Annotated in this window: 23 protein-coding genes and 2 pseudogenes; 24 read left to right on the top strand and 1 reads right to left on the bottom strand. The window is 65.7% G+C overall.

The window, feature by feature from the left end:
- Nucleotides 1-818 (top strand): c-type cytochrome (locus ACIQ6O_RS01860; protein WP_396206063.1); only part of this gene is annotated, 818 nt, incomplete at its 5' end.
- Nucleotides 815-1,447: a hypothetical protein gene (locus tag ACIQ6O_RS01865; RefSeq protein WP_396206064.1), complete on the top strand. Its 633-nt coding sequence runs from the start codon at nucleotides 815-817 to the stop codon at nucleotides 1,445-1,447. The genes ACIQ6O_RS01860 and ACIQ6O_RS01865, both read left to right, overlap by 4 nt.
- Before the next feature lie 225 nt (nucleotides 1,448-1,672).
- Here the strand turns inward: ACIQ6O_RS01865 and dcd are convergent, their stop codons facing one another.
- On the bottom strand, nucleotides 1,673-2,227 hold the full coding sequence (gene dcd, locus ACIQ6O_RS01870; RefSeq protein ID WP_396206065.1) for a dCTP deaminase: 555 nt from the start codon (nucleotides 2,225-2,227) through the stop codon (nucleotides 1,673-1,675).
- Nucleotides 2,228-2,525: 298 nt separating this feature from the next.
- Here dcd and ACIQ6O_RS01875 point away from each other — a divergent pair, with 298 nt between their 5' ends.
- From ACIQ6O_RS01875 to ACIQ6O_RS01980, 22 genes and pseudogenes are all read left to right on the top strand, one after another.
- Nucleotides 2,526-2,930, top strand: a complete 405-nt coding sequence (locus ACIQ6O_RS01875) for an NADH-quinone oxidoreductase subunit A (protein ID WP_396206066.1) — start codon at nucleotides 2,526-2,528, stop codon at nucleotides 2,928-2,930.
- Entirely contained in the window at nucleotides 2,921-3,547 is a 627-nt protein-coding gene (locus ACIQ6O_RS01880) for an NADH-quinone oxidoreductase subunit B (protein WP_396206067.1), read from the top strand. Before ACIQ6O_RS01875 ends, ACIQ6O_RS01880 begins: the two co-directional genes overlap by 10 nt.
- Complete coding sequence (locus ACIQ6O_RS01885; RefSeq protein ID WP_396206068.1) at nucleotides 3,544-4,287, top strand: NADH-quinone oxidoreductase subunit C; 744 nt, start codon at nucleotides 3,544-3,546, stop codon at nucleotides 4,285-4,287. The genes ACIQ6O_RS01880 and ACIQ6O_RS01885 overlap by 4 nt, the downstream gene beginning before the upstream one ends.
- A 155-nt stretch (nucleotides 4,288-4,442) precedes the next feature.
- Nucleotides 4,443-5,597 carry an NADH dehydrogenase (quinone) subunit D gene (gene nuoD / locus ACIQ6O_RS01890; protein ID WP_396206084.1) on the top strand — a complete coding sequence of 385 codons (1,155 nt, stop codon included), beginning with the start codon at nucleotides 4,443-4,445 and terminating at the stop codon, nucleotides 5,595-5,597.
- On the top strand, nucleotides 5,594-6,145 hold the full coding sequence (gene nuoE, locus ACIQ6O_RS01895) for an NADH-quinone oxidoreductase subunit NuoE (RefSeq protein WP_396206069.1): 552 nt from the start codon (nucleotides 5,594-5,596) through the stop codon (nucleotides 6,143-6,145). Before nuoD ends, nuoE begins: the two co-directional genes overlap by 4 nt.
- On the top strand, nucleotides 6,146-7,474 hold the full coding sequence (gene nuoF, locus ACIQ6O_RS01900; RefSeq protein WP_396206070.1) for an NADH-quinone oxidoreductase subunit NuoF: 1,329 nt from the start codon (nucleotides 6,146-6,148) through the stop codon (nucleotides 7,472-7,474). It begins immediately after the preceding gene.
- Nucleotides 7,475-7,481: 7 nt separating this feature from the next.
- A complete protein-coding gene (locus tag ACIQ6O_RS01905; protein ID WP_396206071.1) occupies nucleotides 7,482-9,065 on the top strand; it encodes a 2Fe-2S iron-sulfur cluster-binding protein in 1,584 nt (527 codons plus the stop codon).
- 77 nt (nucleotides 9,066-9,142) lie between these two features.
- Nucleotides 9,143-10,150: pseudogene (nuoH, locus tag ACIQ6O_RS01910) on the top strand (NADH-quinone oxidoreductase subunit NuoH); the annotation flags it as partial.
- A gap of 302 nt (nucleotides 10,151-10,452) precedes the next feature.
- Nucleotides 10,453-10,950 (top strand): NuoI/complex I 23 kDa subunit family protein, encoded by a 498-nt coding sequence (locus ACIQ6O_RS01915; RefSeq protein WP_396206072.1) that lies wholly within the window; start codon nucleotides 10,453-10,455, stop codon nucleotides 10,948-10,950.
- Complete coding sequence (locus tag ACIQ6O_RS01920; RefSeq protein ID WP_396206073.1) at nucleotides 10,947-11,453, top strand: NADH-quinone oxidoreductase subunit J; 507 nt, start codon at nucleotides 10,947-10,949, stop codon at nucleotides 11,451-11,453. Before ACIQ6O_RS01915 ends, ACIQ6O_RS01920 begins: the two co-directional genes overlap by 4 nt.
- Nucleotides 11,450-11,743, top strand: a complete 294-nt coding sequence (gene nuoK, locus ACIQ6O_RS01925) for an NADH-quinone oxidoreductase subunit NuoK (RefSeq protein WP_396206074.1) — start codon at nucleotides 11,450-11,452, stop codon at nucleotides 11,741-11,743. The genes ACIQ6O_RS01920 and nuoK overlap by 4 nt, the downstream gene beginning before the upstream one ends.
- Entirely contained in the window at nucleotides 11,740-13,764 is a 2,025-nt protein-coding gene (gene nuoL, locus ACIQ6O_RS01930; RefSeq protein WP_396206075.1) for an NADH-quinone oxidoreductase subunit L, read from the top strand. Before nuoK ends, nuoL begins: the two co-directional genes overlap by 4 nt.
- Nucleotides 13,765-13,767: 3 nt before the next feature.
- A complete protein-coding gene (locus ACIQ6O_RS01935; protein WP_396206076.1) occupies nucleotides 13,768-15,342 on the top strand; it encodes a NuoM family protein in 1,575 nt (524 codons plus the stop codon).
- Entirely contained in the window at nucleotides 15,339-16,934 is a 1,596-nt protein-coding gene (locus ACIQ6O_RS01940; protein ID WP_396206077.1) for an NADH-quinone oxidoreductase subunit N, read from the top strand. The genes ACIQ6O_RS01935 and ACIQ6O_RS01940 overlap by 4 nt, the downstream gene beginning before the upstream one ends.
- A gap of 66 nt (nucleotides 16,935-17,000) precedes the next feature.
- Nucleotides 17,001-18,380 (top strand): phosphomannomutase/phosphoglucomutase, encoded by a 1,380-nt coding sequence (locus ACIQ6O_RS01945; RefSeq protein WP_396206078.1) that lies wholly within the window; start codon nucleotides 17,001-17,003, stop codon nucleotides 18,378-18,380.
- A 21-nt stretch (nucleotides 18,381-18,401) separates the two neighbouring features.
- Nucleotides 18,402-21,083: a UPF0182 family protein gene (locus tag ACIQ6O_RS01950; protein WP_396206079.1), complete on the top strand. Its 2,682-nt coding sequence runs from the start codon at nucleotides 18,402-18,404 to the stop codon at nucleotides 21,081-21,083.
- A 149-nt stretch (nucleotides 21,084-21,232) separates the two neighbouring features.
- Nucleotides 21,233-22,378, top strand: a complete 1,146-nt coding sequence (sucC, locus tag ACIQ6O_RS01955; RefSeq protein WP_396206080.1) for an ADP-forming succinate--CoA ligase subunit beta — start codon at nucleotides 21,233-21,235, stop codon at nucleotides 22,376-22,378.
- Entirely contained in the window at nucleotides 22,375-23,247 is an 873-nt protein-coding gene (gene sucD, locus ACIQ6O_RS01960; protein WP_396206081.1) for a succinate--CoA ligase subunit alpha, read from the top strand. Before sucC ends, sucD begins: the two co-directional genes overlap by 4 nt.
- Before the next feature lie 109 nt (nucleotides 23,248-23,356).
- Nucleotides 23,357-23,779 carry a nucleoside-diphosphate kinase gene (gene ndk, locus ACIQ6O_RS01965; RefSeq protein ID WP_396206082.1) on the top strand — a complete coding sequence of 141 codons (423 nt, stop codon included), beginning with the start codon at nucleotides 23,357-23,359 and terminating at the stop codon, nucleotides 23,777-23,779.
- Between the two features lie 96 nt (nucleotides 23,780-23,875).
- Nucleotides 23,876-24,376, top strand: a complete 501-nt coding sequence (locus tag ACIQ6O_RS01970; protein WP_396206083.1) for a YceD family protein — start codon at nucleotides 23,876-23,878, stop codon at nucleotides 24,374-24,376.
- Between the two features lie 45 nt (nucleotides 24,377-24,421).
- The gene (gene rpmF, locus ACIQ6O_RS01975; protein WP_291263349.1) at nucleotides 24,422-24,604 is read left to right on the top strand and encodes a 50S ribosomal protein L32; all 183 of its coding nucleotides are present in this window, start codon (nucleotides 24,422-24,424) and stop codon (nucleotides 24,602-24,604) included.
- Nucleotides 24,605-24,606: 2 nt separating this feature from the next.
- Nucleotides 24,607-25,196: pseudogene (locus ACIQ6O_RS01980) on the top strand (phosphate acyltransferase); the annotation flags it as partial.

Raw genomic sequence — 25,196 nt, forward strand, 5'->3', positions numbered from 1 at the left:
GCATGGTGCCTTTCCTGCGCGCGTTTTCGCTCCTGTTGCTGCTGTCGGCTCCGGTCGTGGTGCGTGCACAGTCTGGTGACGCGGCGCGCGGGCTGGCCTTGCTCATCAACTTCCGCGATTCGTTGCCCGCCAACAGCGGCAACGGCCTGCGCTGCGTGAGCTGTCATCTCGACAATGGCACCCGAGGCCGGGCCATGCCATGGACGGGGACGGCGGCGAGATATCCTCGTTATCGCAGCCGGCCGGGATACGAGGAGACGCTCGCACGACGCATCAACGAATGCATCGCACGGAGTCTCGCTGGGCGCATGGTGCATGAGAATTCTCGCGACATGCGCGACATGGTGGCCTACATCGCGACGCTCAACGCATCGCCTCGACATGACGTCGTGGACACCGTGAAGCTCGCTGGCAACGTACCGCGCGGCCGTAGCGGCTACGCGCGCACCTGCGCGCGATGCCACGGACCGGACGGGCAGGGGATACGGGCCATGAATGCACCGGCCGTATGGGGGGCTGGCAGTTACTCCATCGGGGCCGGGATGGCGCGGCAGTTTACCCTGGCTACGTTCCTCAAGCACAACATGCCCTACGATGGCAGCGACACCCTGTCGTCACAGGGCGCGGCTGACATCGCCGCCTACGTACTCACCCGAGCGCGGCAGGATCACCCCGGCAAAGAGCGCGACTGGCCTCGAGGGGATCCGCCGGCTGATGTCGCCTATGCCACGACCGCCGCGCGTCGTGCCGGCAAACCACTGCCGCCCTCACGCCCCCTCCTTCGCCGCCGCGTGTCCCCCGACTCTCTCGCCCCATGACACCCAATAGTGCCCGTCGCGATTTTCTCGGCCGCCTCGCCGCCCTGGGCGCTGCCGTCGGCTTGCTCCCGACCCACACGGCCGCGGCCGCTACGGCCAGCGCCGACACAGCGATCGTCGCCATCGAAGACCCGTGGATGAAGCGGGTCACCGGCACGCACAAGGTCGTCTTTCACTCGCACATGCCCACCGAGGGATTGGCCCTGCGCTGGGCGCAGACGTATCTCGATACGCAGAAGACGACGTACGGCATTTGGGAGAAGGACTGCACCGTGATCGTCGGGCTCAACGGACGGTCGATCGGCTGGTTCTTCAACGATGCGCTGTGGGCGAAGTACCCGAGCATCGGTGACGTGATGGGCATGCCGAGTGCACGCAGCCCGATGAAGGAAGCCATCGCCACGCTCACGTCGCGTCGCGTGATTCTCCTGGCCTGCGCGAACTCCATCCGCGCCTCTGGTGGCCGCTTTCTGCCAACCGAGCTGCGCGCCGATCGCGAGCGCACCACCGCCTTCGGCGACGAAGCGCGCGCCAACCTGTTGCCGGGCGTGGAAGTGGTGCCGGCCATGATCGTGACGCTGCAGCAAGCGCAAGAGCGGGGATGCCGCTACGTCTACGCCGGCGGCTGACCCTTCAGAGCTCAGGCTCGAAGCTGGAGCCTGCGAGTTGATGCGTGAGACCAAGAATTGAGCCCGGATAGAAGCGAGAGGTCCGCTGTCTCGAGGTAAGAAGTCAGTGCGTTGATCCTGACTTCTCACGTCTGGACCGCGGACGTCTCGCTTCTATCCGGGCTCTCCTCTTCATCTCACCCTTCGATTCTGAAATCTGGACTCTCAGATCTCAGCAGCGAGCGGTCAGATGCGGGGCAGGGTCACGCCGTGCTGTCCCTGGTACTTCCCCTTCTTGTCCCCGTAGCTCACTTCCGGGTCTTCGTCGCCCGTGAAGAACACCACCTGCGCGATACCTTCGTTCGAGTAGATCTTCGCCGGCAGCGGCGTGGTGTTCGAGATCTCGAGCGTCACGTACCCTTCCCATTCCGGCTCGAACGGCGTGACGTTCGTGATGATGCCGCAGCGGGCATAGGTGCTCTTGCCCACCGTCAGCGTCAACACGTTGCGCGGAATGCGGAAGTACTCGACGCTGCGCGCGAGCGCGAACGAATTGGGGGGCACGATGCACACATCACCCTCGAACTCCACGAAGCTCTTCGGGTCGAACTCCTTCGGATCGACGACGGAGCTCAGGACATTCGTGAAGATCCGGTACTCGGACGCCACGCGCATGTCGTACCCGTACGAACTCACGCCATACGAAATCACACCCTGGCGAACCTGACGGTCTTCGAACGGTTCGATCATGCCGTGCTCACGCGCCATGCGCGTAATCCAGCGGTCTGAGCAGAGCCCCATGAGGTAAACGGTGCGAAATGGTGAAGAGACAATTCGGACCGGTCGGTCCAGATTCCCCGGGATACCGATCACCGAGGCGCCCCGACGAAGTTAGCCGCAACGCCAGACACTGCCAAATATCGCGGCTGCCGAAGCAGAATCCTGCCAAAACAGGTTGGCCGGTTACTTCATGTAAAAACACTTCCGCATGCTGTTGAGGGATTCTGGTCCCTTTGATACCTTCTCCACAGTTGGTTTGTGAATTCTTTCACGAAGTCCACTCCCCCTTCGTGAGCTGTCGGATCCCTGCTGCACCGCGATGCTACGTACATACTTGCCGGTCCTGCTGCTGCTCGGCTTCGTGATCCTCAACGCGGTGCTCATTCTTGGCATCGCGCACCTCACGACCAAACCGCAGCCCACCGCGGTCAAGTCGCAGCCCTATGAGTCCGGCATCAGCCCCTTGGGCGACGCCCGCGAGCGATTCTCGGTCAAGTTCTACCTCGTCGCCATGCTGTTCATCGTCTTCGATATCGAGACGGTGTTCATGATCCCGTGGGGCGTCCACTACCGGCAGTTGTCCTGCCACGTCCCCCTCGTGGCCAACGCCTGTCCCGCGGGCCAGTTGTCCTTCTTCGGCCTCGCAGAAATGCTCGTATTCGCCGCCATTCTGGTGGTCGGCTTCATCTATGTCTGGAAGAAGGGAGCGCTCACGTGGGACTGACCCCCGCCGCTGATTCGCGCCTCGTGCAGGTCGATCCCGGCTCACAGGACGGGTGGGTTACGACTCGCCTCGATCTTCTCGTCAATTGGGCGCGCGCCGGCTCGTTGTGGCCGATGCCGTTCGGTACGGCTTGCTGCGCCATTGAATTCATGGCGACGGCCGCCAGCCGGTTCGACCTGTCGCGGTTCGGCATGGAGCGCCTGAGCTACTCGCCGCGGCAGGCCGACGTGTTGCTCTGCGCCGGCCGCGTGCCGCTCAAGCTCGCGCCGGTGCTGCGCCGCATCTACCAGCAAATGCCGCAGCCGAAGTGGGTCATCTCCATGGGCGCCTGTGCATCCACCGGCGGCATGTTCGACAACTACGCCGTGGTGCAGGGTATCGACACGATCATTCCGGTCGACGTGTACGTGCCCGGCTGCCCACCACGCCCCGAAGCGTTGATGCACGGCATCATCATGCTGCAGAAGAAGGTGATGCAGGAGCGCCTCCGCGATAGCAGCCGGCACGTGGAGATCGAGCCCGACCCCACGAGTCAGCTGTACATCCCGCCGTCGCGCATCGACGAATTGTCGGAGCCCTTCGGTAACTCCGTGCATCAGACGCGATCGACGCCGTGACCGCCCCCGTTCCCACTCCCCAGGACGCAGCGGTCACCCCCGTGGTGATGGCTGCCGTGGCGTCGGACACGAACGGCGCCCCCATTACGCCAGTGAACGTGCCGCGCACTGGCGCACCCGCCAACCCCACCGCCGCGGTCCTCGCCTCGCGCTTCGGCGCCGCGGTCGTGCGGACCGAGGTGGTCTGGGGTGAGACCACGGTGTTCGTGACCCGTGACGCGCTGCACGACGTCGTCCAGTTTCTGCACGACGAGCCCAGCGAGCGGTACGACTACCTCGTGGACATCACGGCCGTCGAGTATCGCGATGGCGCGCGTCCGCTCGAGGTAGTGTGGCACCTGCGGGCGCTTGGCCATCGGCGATTCCTCCGCCTCAAGGTGGAGTTGCCCAAGCGTGGCCCCCTCTGGGTGCCCAGCGTGATCGACATCTACAGCGGTGCTGATTGGCTCGAGCGCGAGTGCTTCGACATGTTCGGTATTCGCTTCGAAGGCCACCCGGATTTGCGCCGGCTGCTGATGTGGGAGCAGTACAAGGAAGGGCATCCGCTGCGGAAGGATTTCCCGCTGCGTGGGCGCTTCTCACGAGCCGAGCAGCTCAAGCAGGCGCTGGCCGCCGATCCCGAGGCCCGTTACTCCATGGAAGAACTGTCCATCGCCGAAGCCTTCCAGTCGTTGCCGGAAGACATGAAGGCGCGCCTGGCCGAACGGTCGGCGCACGGCGAGTTGGAGGAGGGCGAATGAGCATGCGTCGCACCATCGAAGTGGCCCTCGGGACGAGCGGCCTCGACGCCCAGGGGCAACCGCTGCGCGCCCCGCTCGTGGCGCAAGGCTCGGCTGCCGTGTCGCTCGAGCGCGCGCCGGTGCTGGCGCCGGAGCCCGAGCTCGAGGGGGACCACATGTTGATCAACATCGGTCCGCAGCATCCCGCGACGCACGGCGTGCTCCGTCTCGTCCTCGAGCTTGATGGCGAAACCGTCGTGCGGTGCATTCCGCACATCGGGTATCTGCACTGCGGCTTCGAGAAGATCGGCGAGTATCGCCAGTACAACCAGATCATTCCCTGGACTGATCGCGAGGACTATCTCAACTCGCCGGGAAACAACGTGGCGTTCGCGCTCGGCGCCGAGCGGTTGTTCGGCGTGGGCATGACCGACCGTACGAAGGTGCTGCGCGTGATCCTCATGGAGCTCTCGCGCATCATTTCGCATCTCGTGTGGCTCGGCACCACATCGGTCGATATCGGCGCCTTCACTCCGTTCCTCTGGCTGTATCAGGAGCGTGAGAACGTCTATAACCTGCTCGAGGCTTGGGTGGGCGCGCGCCTCACGACCACCGCGACGCGTGTGGGTGGCATGGCGGCCGATATTCCCGACGGCTGGCTCGACGGACTCAAGGCGTTCGTGAAAAACTTCCCGAAAACGCTCGAAGAGTCGGTGCGGATGCTCGAGACCAACGCGATCTGGGCCGGCCGTACCGTGGGGCTCGGTGCGATGAGCGCGCAGGAAGCCGTGAACGCGGGGCTTTCAGGCCCCATGCTGCGCGCGTCCGGTGTGGCCTACGACGTGCGCAAGGACTTCCCGTACCTCGACTACGAGACGTACGACTTCGACGTGCCCGTGGGAACACAGGGCGACGTGTACGATCGCTTCCTGGTGCGTGTGGAAGAGATGCGGCAGAGCGTGCGCATTCTCGAACAGGCCATTCGTCGTCTGCCGGACGGCCCCGTGAACATCGACGATCCGCGCCTCATTCTACCGCCCAAGCACAAGGCGACGAGCGAAATGGAAAGCATGATCCACCATTTCAAGCTCGTCATGGAAGGCCCGCGTCCACCTGCCGGTGAGTGCTACGTGGCGGTGGAAAGCCCCAAGGGTGAAAAGGGCTACTACTTCGTGAGCGACGGGACCTCGAAGCCAGTGCGCTGGCGCATTCGTCCGCCGTCGTTCGTGAACCTTTCGGCGATTCCGAAGATGGTGGAGGGGCACCTCCTCTCCGACGTGATCGCCATCAATGCCAGCATCGATATCGTGATGGGAGAGATCGACCGGTGAGCCACGGCCCTTCTGCCAGCGGCGGCGCACTTGTGGCCGCCCCGCCGCACGGCCATCACCACGATGAGCCGCACGAGCCCGTGTTCGTGGGCGAGACCCGCGCAGCGCTCGACGTCATTCTCTCCCGCTACCCCACCAAACAGGCGGCGTTGCTCCCGGCACTCTGGATGCTGCAGGATGCGCGTGGGTGGGTGAGCGAAAAGGGCATCGAGGAAGTGGCCGCGGTGCTCGAGATCACGCCGGCCTACGTCAAGGGCGTGGTGAGCTTCTACACCATGTACCACCAGCACCCGGTCGGCCGTCACTTCATTCAAGTGTGCACGACCACGCCGTGCAACGTGTGCGGCGCCGAGGATGTGGTGAAGAGCTTCCTCGAGCACACGGGCTGCGGCGACCTCGGTCTCACCAGCGACGACGGCAAGTATACCGTCATCGAGGTGGAGTGCCTGGGCGCCTGCGGCTTCGCCACGCCCGTCATGATCAACAACGACTTCATCGAATCCGTGACGCCCGAGTCGGTGCCGCGGATCCTGTCGGAGCTGAAGTAAATGGGATATCCCCATCCCTCTCATCCGCGTGAGACACCGGTGCTGTCGAAGTATTTCGGCGACGCCGGTGCCCGCACGCTCGACGGCTGGCGTCAGCGCGGTGGCTATGAAGCGCTGCAGAAGGCGCTCGCCATGGACCCGCAGGAAATCCAGACCGTTGTGAAGGACTCCGGCCTGCGTGGCCGTGGGGGCGCCGGGTTTCCCACGGGCATGAAGTGGTCGTTCATGAAGCCCGACGGCAAGGTGCATTACCTCTGCTGCAACGGCGACGAGTCGGAGCCGGGCACCTTCAAGGATCGCGAGATCATGCGCTGGACGCCGCACGGGCTCGTCGAAGGCGTGGCGCTCGGCGCGCACGCCATCTACGCCGAAACGGCCTACATCTACATTCGCGGGGAGTTCACCGAAGCCATCACGCAGGTGAACCGCGCGGTAGAAGACGCGTACGCCGCGGGCATTCTTGGCGCCAACGCGATGGGCAGTGGCAAGCGCGTCGACGTGCACGTGCACCGCGGGGCGGGCGCGTACATCTGCGGCGAGGAAACCGCGCTCATGAACTCGCTCGAAGGGCGCCGCGGCAATCCGCGCATCAAGCCGCCGTTTCCGGCCGTCGCAGGACTCTTCGGCAAGCCCACCACGATCAACAACGTCGAAACGCTCACCACCGTCCCGTACATCGTGAAGAACGGGGCGGAGTGGTACAAGCAGTTCGGACGTCCAGACAACCCCAAGAGCATCGGCACCAAACTGTTCTCGGTATGCGGCAACATTTCGCGCCCGGGCAACTACGAGGTCGCGCTCGGCTTTCCGTTCAAGGAGTTCCTGTACGATCTGTGCGGCGGGCCGTTGCCCGGCCGCGAGATCAAGGCGGTTATCCCCGGCGGTTCCTCGGTGCCCATTCTCACGCGCGAGGAAGCGGAGAATGCCATCATGGACTACGAGGGCATGGTCGCCTCCGGGACGATGCTGGGCTCCGGCGGCGTGATCGTATTCGACGACCGCCAGTGCATGGTGCGCCAGATCGCGCGCCTCACGCGCTTCTATGCACATGAGAGCTGCGCACAGTGTTCGCAGTGTCGCGAAGGCACGGCGTGGATCACGCGCATCATGGAGCGCATCCGTGACGGGCAAGGCACCATGGAAGATCTCGACACGCTTCTGTCGATCGCCGACAATATGAGCGGAAAGACGATCTGCGTGCTGAGCGACTCGTGCGCCACGCCGGTGGTGTCTGGGCTCAAGAAGTTCCGGCACGAATTCGAGGCGAAGATCGCCGCGAACCCGTCGAAGGTCACCGTACCCGGGGCGCTGCGCGCCTCGGCGGCGTGAGGGCACCATGACTGACGTGAAGATGGTGAACCTGACGATCGAGGGGCGCCCGGTCACCGTACCGGACGGCACGTCGATTCTCGAGGCCGCGAAGACCGCGGGCGTGCTCGTACCGCACTATTGCTACCACCCGGGTTTGCCGGTGGCCGGCGTGTGCCGCATGTGCCTCGTGGAGGTCGAGAAGTTTCCCAAGCTTGCTCCGGCGTGCGCGACCACGGTCATGGAAGGGCAGGTGGTGCACGTGCATTCACCCAAGGCGCTCGAAGCGCGCAAGGGAGTGCTCGAGTTCCTGCTCATCAATCATCCGCTCGACTGCCCCATCTGCGACCAGGCAGGCGAGTGCGAGCTGCAGGACTACACGTTTGCCGAGGGGCGCGCCGACTCTCGCTATCGCGAGCCGAAGCGTTTCAATCCCGTGGAGGATTTCGGCGGTGACGTGCTGTACGTGCAGAACCGCTGCATCCTCTGCACGCGCTGTGTGCGCTTCATGGGAGACGTGGCGCAGGAGCCCGTACTCAACGTCTCGGAGCGTGGAGACCGCGCCTTCATCGGCAAGGCGGAAGGGCACGATCTCACCAATCCGTGGGCCGGCAACGTCATCGACCTCTGTCCGGTGGGCGCGCTGTTGAGTAAGGACTTCCTCAACAAGGCCCGCGCGTGGGAACTCGATCGGGCAGCCACGGTGTGCACCGGTTGCAGTCAGGGGTGCAACGCCGTCGCCGAAACCCGGGACAACGTGCCGGTGCGGCTCAAGCCGCGGCCGAACGACGCGGTGAACCAGTATTACATGTGCGAGGTGGGTCGACAGACCTATCGCGAGTTTGCCCGCCGCGATCGTGCGGACCAGCCGATGGTTCGTGCGGGGGCGACGCTTCAGGTGACGGAGTGGGACGAAGCGATCAGTGCCGCGGCGCGTGCCGTCGAGGGCCGTCGCGTGGTCGTGGTCGCCTCTCCCAATCTTTCCAATGAATCGCTGTTCCTGCTTGAGCGAATCATCGGTCAGGTCAACGGGCAGGGAGTATTCCGCGTGGGACGTGGCAACTCGATCCCGCTGCCCGGCGCCACCGATCTCGCGCTGCGTGAAGAACGCGCCGCCAACGCGAGCGGCGCGAGGCTACTGGGCTTCGCGGAAGTCCCGGCGATTGGCGCGGCCGTGCGTGAGGGCGACGCGCTGCTCATCGTGGGCGATGCGTTGGCGGAAGTCAGCGAGGCCGAGCTGGCCGCGGCCTCACAGCTGGTGTTCGTAGGCACCACCGTACCGGCGCTCGTCGCCAAGCATGCCACGGTGGTCCTCCCCATGACCAACACGTTGGAGGAAGAGGGCACCTTCACGAACCTGCGCGGCCGCGTACAGCGGTACCTCCAGGCGCGTACGGCGCCCGGCGTGGCGCGCCCGACGTGGTACGTGCTCGCTGATCTGCTGACGGCAGTGGGTGGTGCCGGACAGTTCTTCGTACCGAACGAAGTGTTCGCCGCGCTCGCGGCCACCCACCCGAAGTTCGCAGGACTCGACTACGAGTCGCTGGGGCTGCGTGGCCTTCCCATCGTAGAACAGTCACCGAGCGTACCGGCCGCCGAGGTGACCGCCTGATGCCCATTTCGCTTCTCGCGGCCCTCGACATTGCGACGCTCTTTCCGCGTGCCAATCCGCAAGCAGCGCCTGAGGCGATGGGCACGTTCGTCGCCGCGAGTGTCGTGAAGATCCTGGTGTTCTTCGGCGTGTACATGGTCACGGTGGCGCTGCTCACGCTCCTCGAGCGCAAGCTCGCTGCGTGGTTCCAGGATCGTCGGGGGCCCAATCGAGCGGGCCCCGGCGGCATCCTGCAACCCGTCGCTGACGGTATCAAGAATTTCATGAAGGAAGAGACGAATCCGCCGTTCGCAGATCGGTGGCTCTTCATCATCGCCCCGGCGCTGGCGTTCATCCCGGCCATGATGACGTGGGCCGTGATCCCATTCGCGGCCCCGCTCCCCACGCCGTGGGGGCTCATCGACATGGCGATCGCCCCGGTACCGGTGGGCTTCCTCTTCACGCTCGCGATCTCGTCGCTCGGCGTGTACGGCATTGTGCTGGCCGGCTGGTCGTCGAACAACAAGTACGCCCTCCTCGGCGGCTTGCGGTCCAGCGCGCAGATGGTGTCGTACGAAATTGCGATGGGCATGTCCACCATTCCCGTGCTGCTGCTCGCCGGCAACGTGTCACTCGGCGCCATCGTGGAGCAGCAGGCGTCGATGGGCTGGAACGTGCTATCGATCACCATTGCATGGTTTACGTTCCTGGTCGCCGCATTCGCCGAGACGAATCGTCTGCCGTTCGACTTGCCCGAGGCGGAATCGGAACTGGTGGCCGGCTACCACACCGAGTACAGCGGCATGAAGTTCTCCATGTTCTTCATCGCCGAGTATGCCAACATGCTCACGGTCAGCGGGCTCACGGCGGTGCTGTTCTTCGGCGGATGGGACATTCCGTTCACACAGTGGGACAACGCCCCCCCGTTCACGGGGCTGAAGACCATCGCGACGCTCCTCTCCATGCTCGCGAAGGTGGGCTTCTTCATCTTCGTGTTCATGTGGGTGCGCTGGACGCTGCCGCGCTTCCGCTATGACCAGCTCATGTCGCTCGGCTGGAGCGTCATGTTGCCGGTTGCCTTGGCGTACATCGTGATCATCGCCACGGCGACACTCGGTCTCGACATGCTCGGCGTTTCGCGCGGGCCGCTGTTTTCGCTGGCGCTGCTCGGGCTGAACGTCGGGCTGATCGCCATCCTCCTCGCGTGGCTCGATCGGGGCAAGCTGATCAGCCCGGCGAGCGCCCGCGTGGGCCCCACCGATCTCGAGCGGCTACGTGCCCGCGGCCTCGACCTGTCGCGGCGCCAACTGGCCACACCCGACGTGCACGCAGCGACTTCACTTTCCACTCCGACCGCTGCACTTGGCGCACCGGTCCCGCCCACGATGATCGCCGAGGGAGGCGACTGATGGCCATCGGCGTGAAGGTCATGGAACGGCCACTCGAGCGGGTGAGCTACGTGCGCTCGACGCTCAAGGGAATGGCGGTGACGCTGAAACACCTGGTGGATCCGCACAAGGTCACGATGGAGTATCCGGAGACCAAGTGGGATCTGTCGCCGCGCTGGCGCGGCACCCACCGCATGCTCACCACCGAGGATGGCAAGGCGAAGTGCGTGGCCTGCGGGCTGTGTCCAACCGTGTGTCCGGCGAACTGCATCAAGCTGACACCGGGTGAGGACGAGCAGGGTAATCGCTATCCGCTCGTGTTCGAGATCGACGAGTTTCGCTGCATCTTCTGCGGCTACTGTCAGGAAGTGTGCCCAGAGGAGGCGATCCACGTCGGTCGGCATTACGAGAACGCCGAGTACGACCGCGCCTCCTTCGTGTACGACCTCGAGCGTCTCACGGCGCAGACACACCCGGTGAGCGAGTTGTGGGACCCTGCGGACCCGAAGGGCGAATGAACGGCTTCTTCGAGTTCCAGTTCTATCTCTTCGCGCTGCTGGCCATCGTCTCGGCGGTGCTCTTCGTGACGCGCAAGAATCCGGTCCCGGCGGCGCTGTGGCTGGTGAACGTGATGTTCGCCCTGGCGGGTTTGTACGTCATGCTTGACGCGCCTTTCGTCGGGGCGATCCAGGTGCTGGTGTACGCCGGCGCGATCATGGTGGTGTTCGTGTTCGTCGTCATGCTCCTCAACCTGGGGCGCAACGAGATCACCGACTTGCGTTCGCTGGGCGCCCGCTTGGGGGCCGGACTGATGGGAATCGCGCTGCTCGCGAATCTTCTCGTGGCGCAGCGCAACCGGTTGCCACGCGTCGCGGCTGCGCCGGCCAGCGACAATGTGGTTGAACCCGTCGCCGCCTCGCTCTTCACCGATTATCTCGTGGCCTTCGAACTGACGAGCATCGTATTGCTCGTGGCGGTGGTGGGGGCGGTACTCCTCGCCAAGAAGCGGGTGCAGGCATGATCACCGAAGCCCTGGTCGTTTCCGCGATCCTATTCGTGATCGGCGTGGTGGGGGTGCTCACACGCCGCAACGCGATCATTCTGTTCATGTGCGCCGAGCTGATGCTCAATGCCGTGAACCTGAGCTTCGTGGCGTTCGCCAAGTTGCACAACGTGACTGGTCACGTGTTCGTGGTAATGGTGATGACCATCGCGGCGGCCGAGGCGGCGCTGGGATTGGCGATCATCATCTCGATCTTCCGGCACTTCGGCACGGTGGACCTTTCGAAACTCCGGAGCCTCCGCGGATGATCGCGTCTCTGCTGCCGATTCTCATTTTGTTGCCGCTCCTCGGGTTCGTGGTGAACGGCACCATTGCGCTGACGCGCCGGGGAGTGGGTGATGACGCGCCCACCACCGCCCGTCACCCGCTGGTGACGCTTGTCGGGCCGGGTGTGATCCTTGCGGCGTTCGCGGTGGCCGCTGCGCTGTTCATGCGCGTGCGCGTGGGTTTACCCGCACCGTCCGTGGTATCGCTCGGGCAGTGGATGCCCACGGGGAATCTGGTCGTGGACTGGAGCTTCCAGCTCGATCAGCTCTCGATGCTCATGGTACTGGTGATTACCGGGGTGGGCTCGCTCATCCACCTGTTCTCGATCGGCTATATGCGTGACGACGCCGGGTACGCGCGCTATTTCGCGTATCTCAATCTGTTCGTCGCGTTCATGCTCGTGCTGGTGCTTGGAGGCAGCTATCCCGTCATGTTCGTCGGCTGGGAAGGGGTGGGCCTCGCCTCATACCTCCTCATCGGCTTCTGGTTCACGGAGAAGGCCAACGCCGACGCCGGCAAGAAGGCGTTCGTCGTGAATCGCGTGGGTGACTTCGGGTTCCTCGTGGCGATGTTCCTCATCTGGACCACGACGCAGAAGCTCGACTTCGTCGGCGCGCATGCAGTGCTGGCCACCATGCCCGGCACACCGGTCGTGCTGGCGATTGCGCTGTTCCTCTTCGTCGGCTGCGCCGGCAAGAGTGCACAGCTGCCGCTGTATATCTGGCTGCCCGATGCGATGGCCGGCCCAACGCCCGTGTCCGCCCTGATTCATGCGGCGACGATGGTCACGGCGGGTGTGTACCTCGTGGCCCGGGCGGCACCGGTGTTCGCCGGCGCGCCAGAGGCCTCATTGGTGGTGACGGCGATCGGCGCGATCACGGCGCTCTTCGCGGCCACCATCGCCGTCCGCCAGTGGGACATCAAGAAGGTGCTGGCGTACTCCACCGTTTCGCAGCTCGGATACATGTTCATCGGCGTGGGGGCGGGGGCGTACACTGCAGGAGTGTTTCATCTTGTCACCCACGCCTTCTTCAAGGCGCTGCTCTTCCTCGGGGCGGGGTCGGTGATCCACGCCATGCATCACGCGTATCACCACACTCATCGCCACGACGATCCCCAGGATCTGCGCAACATGGGTGGGCTCGCGAAGTTCATGCCGGCCACGGCGATCGCCATGACGCTCGCCACGCTCGCGATCGCCGGGATTCCGCCGCTTGCCGGCTTCTTCTCGAAGGACGAAATCCTGTCGTCGGTATTCAGCCGCGCGCACGGCTCACCGCTGGCGAGTGCGTCGCTCCTCGGCATCCCCGGGTCGACGGTTCTGTATGCCGTGTACGGTATCGGCATTGTCACGGCGCTGCTCACCGCGATCTACATGACGCGCATGCTCCTCCTCGCCTTCTATGGCGAGAACCGCACCGGCGAGAATGAGCGCGCAGCGTTGCACGAGGCACCGACCATCATGACCGCGCCGGTACTGGTCCTTGCGCTGCTCACGATCGCGGGTGGCTGGCTCAACTTGCCGACGCTCATTCCGATCGGCCCCACCGGGCTCCTCGAGCACTGGCTGGCGCCGGTCACCGGCGCGAGTGCCAAAATGCTCGCTGGTACCGGTCACCTCGACCACGCCACGGAGACGGTACTGGTGGCGGTCGCCACGGGCGTGGCCGTGCTCGGCATGGTGATCGCCTTCGTGCTGTTCCGGAAGCCAATGGCCGACAAGGCGCACTCGGCTGAGGATACGAGCCTGCTCGCCCGCGCGTACGGGGTCGACGCGCTCGTCGATGCCCTCGTGGTCCGGCCTGTACAGGCGCTCGCCAGCGTCGTCCTCGATCGCGGGGTCGAGCAGGGGGTGGATCGCGGGTTCAGTGTCGGCGGATCACTCCTGACCCGGACGGCGGCCTTCATGGGGACGCGGCTGCAGGACGGCGATGTGGGGAAGTACGCGTGGCTCCTCGCCGCTGGCGCACTCGCCGTCATCGCCGCCATCACGCTCAGCTGACCCATGCGCGAACTCCTTCTTTCTTTCGGCGTCGACCAGTGGGTCCTTCCGGCCATGCTCGCGTGGCCGGTCGTCGCCGCTCTCTTGGTCCGGCTGTTCGGCCGAGATGTCACCCGCTCGCAAGCCGGTGGTGCTCCGTCGGCGGGTGGCCCCGATGCACGCCTGTTGACGCTGGGCGCCCTGCTCGTGGAAGTGCTCTTGGCCGTTGCGCTGTGGGGCGTGTTCGACCCAACCGAGCGCGGATGGCAGGCCCGCGTCGATCTGCCATGGATCATGGAGATCGGCGCCACTTTCAGTGTGGGCGTCGACGGGTTGTCGCTCCCCATGGTGGTGCTCACGGCGTTGGTCCTGCCGCTTGCCCTTCTCGGCTCGTGGAACAATGTGCGGGTACGAACGCCCGCCTTCGGCGCACTCGCCCTGCTGCTCACCAGCGGGCTCATCGGGGTGTTCGTCACCCTCGACCTGCTGCTGTTCTATCTGGCGTGGGAGTTGATGCTCATCCCTACCTACCTGCTGGTGGGGATCTGGGGGGCAGAGGGGACCACGCGAGCGAGTCTGCGCTACGTGCTCTTCACGCTCGTGGGCTCGCTACTCATGCTGGTGGCGATCATCGCCCTATGGAACCTCGGTGGCGGGACCACGCTGCATCTGGATACGCTGCGTGAGGTCACGCTCTCGCCCAAGGTGCAGCTCCTCATGTTCCTCGCCTTTTTCTCGGCCTTTGCCGTGAAGTCGGCGCTGGTGCCGTTCCACACGTGGCTACCGGATGCCCAGGGGGCCGCACCCACCTTCGCCGCCGTCACGCTGGGGCTCAAGGTTGGCGCCTACGCCATCCTCCGTTTTGCCATTCCGCTCTTTCCCGCGGCAGCGACCAACGACACGGTGCGCTCCACCATTCTCATCCTGTCGGTGGTCGCGGTGATCTATGGCGCGCTGCTCGCCATGACGCAGCGTGATTTCAAGCGGATGATCTCGTATAGCTCGGTCAGCCACCTTGGCTTCATCATGCTCGGCAGCTTCGCCCTCACGCAGCAGAGTGTGCAGGGCGCGGTCATGAGCATCGTGAACAGCGGAATTTCGACCAGTGCGCTGTTCCTCCTCGCGGGCATGCTCGAAGACCGCATGGGCACCACCGATCTCAAGGCGTTCGGCGGGATCGCCCGTGTGGTGCCATGGTTCTCGGTCATGCTGACGCTGGTCATGCTGTCGTCCATCGCCCTCCCCGGGACGAACGGATTCGTCGGGGAGTTCCTGGTGCTGCTTGGTACGTACCCGGAGGAACCGGTGCTTGCGGTGATCGCGACCAGCGGCGTGATCTTCGCCGCGGCGTATGGGCTGCGCGCCCTGCAGATGCTCTTGTTCGAATCCCTGGACCGTAGCCGTCTCGGCTCACTGCGTGACCTCACCGCGCGCGAGAAGGTCGTCATGACCGTCTTCGCGGTGGCGATCGTGTTTCTCGGGCTCGCACCGCAGCCGGTGCTGCAGCGGACCGAACGGGCATCCCGTGATCTCGTGGAGGCGGCGCGGTTCGGCCCCAACGCGCCGGTGCCGCTTCCCCCCGTCTCGTTGAACCGATGAGCGACATGCTGAGTGGCGGCGCCCTGCTGCGCGCCCTTGCCCCCGAACTGCTGTTGTCGACCGGTGCCATGGTGATGCTCCTGGGTACCGTATGGAATCCGCAGGGCCAGGATCAGTCCGGTGCCGAGGGCGCCGAGCGGACGTCGACCATCGCCCGTTTTGGGCTCGTCCTCTGCATGCTGGTCAGCCTCGTGGTCGTCATCGCGTGGGGAGACGGTGCCGCGGGGACGGACGACCTGCGCATCGCCGGCGATGGGTTCCGCTGGGCCATCGATCTCGTGATTCTCGCGGGGACAATGATGGCCCTCGTGCTGCTCGAAGCCGACCAGGCGAAGAGTCGCGCGTACAGCCCGGAAGTCCCCGTGCTCATGCTGCTGGCCGCGGTAGGGATGATGGTGCTGGCCGCGGCGCGTGACCTCATGTTCGTCTTCCTCGGCATCGAACTGATGTCGCTGGCCGTGTACGTGCTCGCCGGTGTGAACCGTCGGAGTGCTCGCGGGGCGGAATCGGCCATCAAGTATTTCCTGCTCGGCGCGGTGTCCTCCGGCTTTCTCCTCTACGGCATGGCTTTGATGTACGGCGCGGTGGGCAGTACGCGTCTCGTCGACATCGCCCAGTGGGTGGCCGAGCACAAGGCACTGACGCCTCTGTTCATCGGGGGCACGGCGTTGCTCCTGGTCGGGCTCGCGTTCAAGGTGGCCGCGGCGCCGTTTCACCTGTGGACGCCCGACGTGTACGATGGTGCGCCACTCCCGGTTACGGCCTTCATGTCGGCCACGGTGAAGACCGCCGCGTTCGCCACGTTCGCCCGGATCATGGTGGAAGCGCTCGGAGCGGCGGCCGCGCAGTGGCACACCGCCCTGTGGTGGCTCGCCGCGGTCACCATGGTCGTCGGCAATGTGTTCGCGCTTTCGCAGCGCAACATCGTCCGCATGCTGGCCTACTCAAGCATCGCGCACGCCGGGTATCTGCTCGTCGCGATCGTCGTGGGTGGCAGCGCAGCCACGACCACCGTGGTCTTCTACATGGTGTCGTACACACTGACGACGATGGGCGCGTTCGGTGTCCTCGTCGCCGTCAACGGTGGCCGCGATGCGGCGCCCACGCTCGACGACATCGCCGGGCTGTGGCTCGTGCGACCGTGGCTCGCGTCGGCCATGGCGGTGTTCCTGCTGGCGTTCCTAGGCATGCCGCTGGTCGGCGGTATCGGCTTCTTCGCCAAGTGGTACGTGTTGCAGGCGGCACTGCAAGCCACGGCACCGCAGACGATTCTGGCAGTAATTCTCGTAGTCAGCAGCGCCGTATCGGCCGCCTACTACCTGCTGGTGGTCTCTGCGATGTTCATGCGGCCGCGCGCCGCCGATGCCCCCACCCCCGGCGCCACCTCCATGGCGTACTCGCTCGTCGCCGTGGCTGCCGTGGCAATCCTCCTGCTCGGCGTGTACCCCACGCCCATTACCCTTATGGCCCGCCGTGCGCTTACGAGCCCCACCGGCGCGCCCGCACTACCCGTCGGCCCGGCCCAGACCGGCGCACGCCTGCAGGCAGCTAGCCTGCCGATGTCACCTGCGGTAACCGGCGCGGTTGATTGACGCGACGGATGCCGCCGCACCGTAGCTTTCCCCGAACGCCCCACCGTTTCCCCTGGTCGTAAAGGCATGAGCATCAGTCAGTCGATTTTCCGACAGTACGACGTCCGTGGCATCGTAGGCACCGACCTCACCGAGGAAGTCGCCTACGGATTGGGCCGTGGGTACGCCACGTTGCTCGCCCACCGGGGAATCAGCGGCGCGGTCGCCGTGGGGCGCGACAACCGCCCGAGCGGCACCGCGCTGCGCGATGCCCTGGTGCGTGGCCTGACGGAATGCGGCGTGGATGTGGTGGATGTCGGCGTGGTGCCGACCCCGCTGCTGTACTGGTCGCTCCATCACGAACACGTCGTGGGCGGCATTCAGATCACGGGCTCGCATAATCCTCCCGAGTACAACGGATTCAAGATGTGCCTGGGTACAGCCTCGCTGCATGGAGAGGACATCCAGACGCTCTATCGTTACATCGTCGCCGGCGAACATCCGGCCGGGCAGGGGACGGTACGGGCGGTCGAGGTGATCGATCGCTACGTGCACGACGTTGCCACGCGGGTGGGAGCCATCGCGCGCCCCGACGGCTCACGCGTCAAAGTGGTGTACGACTGCGGCAACGGCGCGGCGGCCCTCGTGGCGCCACAACTCTTCGCCGCCCTCGGCCTCGATGCGATCGGCCTGTTTACGGAAAGCGACGGCACGTTCCCCAATCATCACCCCGATCCCACCGTCCCTGAGAATCTCGAGGACTGCATTGCGGCGGTGCGCGAGCACGGCGCGGATCTCGGCGTGGCGTTCGACGGTGATGCCGATCGGATCGGTGTGGTGGACGCCAATGGACGCATCATCTGGGGAGATCACCTGCTGATCCTCTATGCGCGAGACGTGCTGGCGCGCACCGGGGCGGGGCAGCCGATCATCTTCGACGTGAAGTGTTCGCAGGCGCTCACCGACGGCATCGAAAGGGCCGGCGGCACCCCCGTCATGTGGAAGACAGGGCATTCGCTCATCAAGGACAAGATGAAGGCCATGCACGCGCCCATCGCCGGTGAGATGTCGGGGCACATGTTCTTCACGGAAGGCTTCTACGGCCACGACGATGCGCTCTACGCCGCCGCGCGCCTCCTGCGCATCGTGGCCGACAGCGGCAAGCGCATCGACGACCTGTTGTCCGACGTGCCGCATTTCGTGTCGACGCCGGAGATCCGGATCGACACCGACGACGAGACCAAGTTCGCGATCATGTCCAGGGCGGTACCGCACTTCTCGTCGTTGTACGACGTGATCGACGTTGATGGCGTGCGGGTGCTGTTCGGCGACGGCTGGGGGCTACTCCGCGCATCCAACACGCAACCGGTCATCGTTGCGCGATACGAGGCGCGCTCGGAGGCACGACTCGCGGAAATCCGTGAGGTGATGGAGTCCTGGGTCCGCGAGCAGGGCGTCGCCCTCTGACGACGCGATCGGAGCGCTGACATGGGCGCACGGGCCTGGATGGGCGTGATCGTGGCCGTGGCCGCGGTGCTGCTGCTGGTCGGGCGCACCGCGACGGCCATGTTCGTCGATCATGCTTGGTTCGAGGCCATGGGCGCCCCCGCGCTCTTCTGGGAGCAGGTCACGGACACGGCGCTCCTGCAAGGGGGCGCGTGGATCGCGGGCTCGCTGTTCGCATTCGCCAACCTGCACGCCGTGCGTCGGACCATTCTCGCCGTGGCCGTGCCCGCGCGCGTGGCCAACCTCGAACTCACGGCCATGGTGCCGGGACGTCGGCTGCTCACGGCCACCATCGTGCTCGCGCTCATCGTGGGCGCCATTCTGGCGCTCCCGCTCACCAACTGGGAAACGCTGGCCATGGTGCGCCACGGGCTCCCGTTTGGCGAGATCGAAGGCATTTTCGACCGCGACCTCGGGCACTACGTGTACTGGCTGCCCTTCGAGGAAACGCTGTACCTGTGGGCGCTGGTGAGCGTGGTGGCGCTGACGGCCATGGTGCTGGTGCTGTACGCCCTCACGCGCTCGCTCCGGCTCGAAGGCCGCCGCATCGCCGCGAGCAGTCACGTCCGACGGCACCTCAGCGTCCTGGGCGCGCTCGTGTTGCTGCTTCTTTCGTGGAGCTACCGCCTCGATGGGTTCGATCTGCTCCTCGCCGGCGGTGGACCGGATGGCCTGTTCCTGCGCGTCGATCACCGGGTCACCCTGCGCATGGACTCCGTGCTCGCTTACGGATCGGCCATCGCTGCGCTGATCATTTTGCGTACGGGCTGGGTTGGCCAGTTGCGCGCCGCGTTCGTGACGCTGACCGTGGTGCTGCTCGCAGCCGTTGGGCTGCGTCATGGCGTGCCGGCGCTATTGGCCCGCGGCGATACCCTGGGCGATCCCGCGCGACGTGATGCCGACTACGTGGCGGCGCGGGCACTGTACAGCCGGAGGGCGTTCAACGTCGACGCGCTGCAACCGCCTGCTGACAGCGCGACAGACGGCGCGATCGCCAGCGGCGTGCCGGTGGCGGCAGGAGCGCTGGCGGCCCGCGCGAGTCTCTGGGACGCGTCGATGCTTGCGGAGGCGCGCGGTGCCGGTAGCACCGGCACGCAAAGCGCGCCGCCAGACGGCCGTGGGGGCAGCGATCGGTCGCGCGCCACCTCTGATCAGTCGCGGCTGGCGACGATGGTCGATGCGGCGGTCGTGGGCTGGGCGTACGAGAACGGCCGCGTAATGGCCCTTCAGGTCGACCGGCCGGTAGTGAGCGGCGAGCCCTGGCATGTGAGCCTCACCGATGCCACACAGCCGATGGTTCGCGACAGCGTGATCGATCGTCCTGATGCCGGAGCTGATGCGACGGGTCCGTGGCCGCTCGTGGGCCCCGGAGTATCCGGAGCGCGCCTGCTCGACGGCGCCACGTCGCCGGACGTGGCCGGCGCGCTGCTCGATACGCCCCAGTCGCGCATCGCCCACGCCTGGGCACTGCGCGACATTGCGCTCCTCGGCGGCGACTCGATGATGACCACGCCGCTGCTCGTCGCGCAGCGCGATGTGCGGGAGCGTGTGCGCCGGCTCGCGCCGATCTTCGAGCAGGGAACGACCCTTTATCCCGTACGCGATCAGGGCGCATTCTATTGGGTACTGCACCTCTACAGTGCGTCCGATCGCTACCCGTTCAGCCAGCGATGGCAGGTGGGCGATGGGGTCTTCACCTACTACCAATTGGCCGCCACAGCCATCGTGAACGCCGGCACCGGGCGTGTGCGACTCGTTCCGGTGTCCAAGCCGGATGCGATCGCACGCACGTGGATGACGCGGTTGCCGCGCCTGTTCACGCCGGTGAGTGCGTTGCCGGCGTCCCTCGCGGCGCAACTGCCGCCAGCGAGCGACGCGGCCGAAGTGCAGCTGCGTACCTTCGCCCGCTATGGGTCCCGCGCCGAGGGCGCGCGACACCGGCATCCGCCCGACAGCGCCTTTGTCGGCGGGCCGGGTGCGCCGATCATGCTTGCGCGCGGCGACGTCAACGTCCCGGCGTGGACCCTGCCGCTACTCGATGAGCGCGATGGAGTCGCCGGCGTCGCTACCGTCGTGGGGGGCGCAGCGCGACAGACGCTCTGGACGCCCCTTCGTCCGCCCTCCATGAGCTGGCCAGTGATCGTGGGACAATTGCGTCAGGCCATGGACAGTGTCGTGGGAGGCGTGCCGAGCACGCGCGGCGCGGACGCGTCGGTCAGTTCGACGGTGCTGCCGGCAGGTCGCATGGGGAGCAACCGCAGCCCTCTCGCGACCGACGCGCGCTCGGCGCCGCGGTCACGGCTCGGCAGACCCGAGGCGGTGGTCACCTCGCGCGGCCCCCTGTTCATGCAGGCGGCGATGGGCGTGGGGGCCAATGGCATCCCGCAGGTGCGGGCGGTAGCAGTGAGCGATGGGGCGCAGACGAGCGTGGGCCGGACCTTGGGCGAGGCGCTCCGCGCCTTCGGGGAACGGGTGGAGCCCCTTGATGGACCTCCCGTCGGCGCCGCGGGCTTCGACGCCACGGCGCCGGGCCGTGACGCGGCGCGGCGGTGGTACGACGCCATGCGCGACGCGATGACGCAGGGCGACTGGAGTGCATTCGGGGCAGCGTTCGACAGCCTCGGACGTAGCTTGGGACGTAGCATGGCACGACCGCCGCAGTGATTGCGGCCGGGGCACCCGCCGATGGTTCACGGGGGGCGTTTCGTCAGGACACACCGGATCGGCTGCAGACGGCGTCTCGCCGTATTGCCGACGCCCGGTGCGACCATCTAGCATTGAACCACTGACATTCCCCAGTCTTTGGAGAGCGCGTGAACCTACACGAGTATCAGGCGAAGGAGCTGTTGCGGGCGGCCGGCGTGCCGATCCCGCCCGGTGAAGTCGCCACGACCCCCGATCAGGCGGAAGCCATCGCCACGAAGTACGGCACGGCCGTGATGGTGAAGGCCCAGGTGCACGCTGGCGGCCGCGGCAAGGCCGGCGGTGTGAAGTTCTGTCCCACGCCGGAGGCCGCGAAGGAGAAGGCCACGGCCATCCTCGGCATGACGATCAAGGATCTCACGGTCGAGAAGGTGCTCGTCACCGTGGCCGCTGACATCGGCTCGGAAGCCTACGTCGGCATCATCGTCGATCGCGCCACCAAGAAGCCCGTCTTCATGGTGTCTGCCGCCGGCGGTATCGACATTGAGGAAGTTGCGGCGAGCACACCGGAGAAGATTCTCTATCACCCGGTGGACACCCGCTACGGCCTGCTGCCGTTCGAAGCCATGCGCATGGGCTTCTTCCTGTACAAGGACGTGAAGCTCGCGCGCCAGGCCGCGAAGATCATGCAGCAGCTCTATACGGCGTTCATGAATGCCGGCTGCTCGCTCGCCGAGATCAATCCGCTCGTGATGACGCCGCAGGGTGAGCTCATCGCGGTCGACGGCAAGATGGTCATCGACGACAACGAGCTCGATCGTCGTCCCGAGATCGCCGCGCTGCGCGATGAGTCCAGCGAAGCGCCCAGCGAAGTGGACGCGCGCAACGCGAACCTCACGTTCATCAAGCTCGACGGCAATGTGGGCTGCGTCGTGAACGGTGCCGGCCTCGCGATGGCCACGATGGACCTCGTGAAGTACTACGGCGGCGAGCCGGCCAACTTCCTCGACATCGGCGGCTCGTCGAATCCGGAAAAGGTCGTGAACGCGCTGCGCATCATCACGTCCGATCCGAACGTGAAGTGCATCCTGTTCAACATCTTCGGCGGCATCACGCGCACCGATGACGTCGCGAACGGCATCGTGACCGCGACGAAGCAGAACCCGCTCAAGGTGCCCATCGTCATCCGTCTCACCGGCACCAATGAGGAGCTCGCCTTGCAGATCCTGAAGGAGAACGGCTTCTCCGCTTCGAGCGACATGGATTCGGCCGTGCAGCGCGCCGTCGAACTCGCCACCACGGGAGGTGCGGCGTGAGCATTTTCATCGACAAGAGCACCAAGCTGGTGGTGCAGGGCATCACGGGCCGCGACGGTTCGTTCCATGCCAAGCAGATGATCGAATACGGCACGCAGGTCGTGGCCGGTGTGACGCCGGGCAAGGGTGGCCAGATGTTCGAAGGCACCGCGCCCATTTTCGATACCGTGCACGACGCGGTGCAGGCCACTGGCGCCAACACGTCGGTGATCTACGTGCCGCCCATGTACGCGGCGGACGCGATCATGGAAGCGGCGGCGGCGGGCGTGCAGTTCATCGTCTGCATCACCGAAGGTGTGCCGGTGCTCGACATGACCCGCGTCTATCCGTTCGTGAAGGAGCATGGCGCGCGTCTCCTCGGCCCCAACTGCCCGGGGCTCATCACGCCGGGCGAGAGCAAGGTCGGCATCATCCCCGGTCGCATCTGCGCCCCGGGCCCCGTGGGTGTCGTGAGCCGCTCGGGCACGCTCACCTACGAAGTCGTGAACGCGCTCACCAAGGCCGGTATCGGCCAGAGCACGTGCGTCGGCATCGGTGGTGACCCGATCAACGGCACCAACTTCATCGATTGCCTCGCGGCCTTCGAGAAGGATCCGAACACCAAGGCCGTGGCCATGATGGGCGAAATCGGTGGAACCGACGAACAGGAAGCCGCCGACTTCGTGAAGAACCACATGACCAAGCCGGTCGTGGGCTTCATCGCCGGTCAGACGGCCCCGCCGGGTCGCCGCATGGGCCACGCGGGTGCCATCATCTCGGGATCGGCCGGTACCGCCGCCGAGAAGATCGAGGCCTTCAAGGCCGCGGGGATGGGCGTGGCCCAGCGCCCGGTGGACTTTGTGGAGCTGATCAAGGCCCGACTTTCCTGACGGCCCGGGTTGGTTATCTTGCGCGCGGCGGGGGCTCAGGCTCCCGCCGCGTCGTTTATGGCGCCGGCTCCCTGGCGCTGTTTTTCACCATTCAGACCAATCCCGGACCATGGCTGGCCGTCGCACTCTTACGATCGTTAAGCCCGACGCCTTCGGCGCCGGCAATGCGGGCAACATCATCGCGCTGCTCGAGAAGCAGGGCTTTCGGGTGAAGGCCGCGCGCGTCATGCACCTCTCGACCGCTCAGGCGGGCGCGTTCTACGAGGTGCACAAGGAGCGCCCCTTCTTCGGCGAACTGGTCGAGTTCATGACCAGCGGTCCGTGCATGCCCATGATTCTCGAGAAGGACGACGCCGTTGCGTCGCTCCGGACCGCGATCGGCGCCACGGATCCGGCGGAAGCCGCCGAGGGTACGGTGCGCAAGCTCTACGCCGAATCGAAGGGCAAGAACGCCATTCATGCCTCCGACTCGGACGAGAACGCGGCCCGTGAGGCGCGGTTCTTCTTCGCCGAAGCCGACGTCATCGCGTAACTCCGCGCCGGGGCGTCACTTGGCGACGCCCCGCCACCGCGGAAATGCGGCGCCAGCCCTTGTGTGACGGGGGCTGGCGTTCTACGTTACACGGCTATGCTGTACTTTGACATCCGCACTCTGGAAGCCCGCGCCGAAAGCGTCGATGGGACGTTGACCGCGCAGGATTCCGTGTGGGAGGAAGGCGATTCGCGTCCGGTTGACCCCGGGGTGCACGTGACTGGCCGTCTCTCGAGTGCGGGGCAAGGCCGCTTTTACTTCAGTGGCCGGTTCGAGGGCAGCGCGGTGGCCGAGTGCCGGCGGTGTCTGGCCGAAACCACCGTGCCGGTGTCCGACGACGTGCAGTTGATCTTCGCGCAGTCCGGAGAGGACGAAGCCGAGGAGGACGATGTCGTGGTGATTCCGGCAAGCGAACGGGAACTCGATCTTCGCCCGGCGATGCGTGAGGAGTGGCTGCTGGCCGTTCCCGCGTTTGCGTTGTGCCGGGAGGATTGCCGCGGCTTGTGTCCGAGCTGCGGTGCCGATCGCAACACGGGGGACTGCACCTGTCTCCCAACCACTGATCCCCGGTGGGATGCCCTGCGCAATCTGCGCTGAGCGTCTCCCGGTCCTTACGTCTCAAAAAGTTCAGGTCAGCATCCCATGGCCGTACCGAAGCGCCGTACCTCGAAGCGGCGGAAGCGCGCCCGTAACACGCACAAGACCGCGCCCGCCATCGTGATTCAGTCGTGCCCGCAGTGCGGTACGGCCAAGCGTCCGCACCGCGTTTGCGCGGAGTGCGGATACTATGCGGGCGAGCAGCGGGTAACGGCGCAGGAAGCGTAAGCTTGGCGCGCATCGCTGTGGATGCCATGGGGGGCGACTTCGCCCCCCGGGCCCCCATCGCGGGCGCCCTCCAGGCGCTCGGCGCCCTGGCACCCGAATACCACATCGAGCTCGTTGGTCAAACGGCCGTCATCGAGGCCGAACTCGACGCGTTGTTGCGTGGGGAGTTCGCCGCGATGGCGCACGTCCGTGAGCGCCTCTCGATCGTCGAGGCGCCCGATGTCATTGCGATGACCGACAAGCCATCCGTGGCGCTGCGTGGCAAGACCAACAGCTCCATGGTGCAGGGCATCAAGCGCGTCGCCGACGGCCACGCGCATGGCTTCGTCTCCGCCGGCAACACCGGCGCGCAAATGGCCGCGTCGCTCGTGCTGCTCAAGCTCCACGCTGGGCTCACGCGTCCCGCGATCGGCACCATTTTCCCGACGAAGGCGCAGCCGGTGCTGGTCCTCGACGTCGGCGCCAACGTCGATTGCGCCGCTGAGGAACTGGTCCAGTTCGCGCGCATTGGCACGGTGTACGCACACGCCTTGCTCGGTCGTGAGAATCCGGCCGTTGGGCTGCTGTCCATCGGCGAAGAAGCCGAGAAGGG

It is taken from the genome of Gemmatimonas sp. (genome assembly GCF_044345575.1).
Taxonomy (GTDB): Bacteria; Gemmatimonadota; Gemmatimonadetes; order Gemmatimonadales; family Gemmatimonadaceae; genus Gemmatimonas.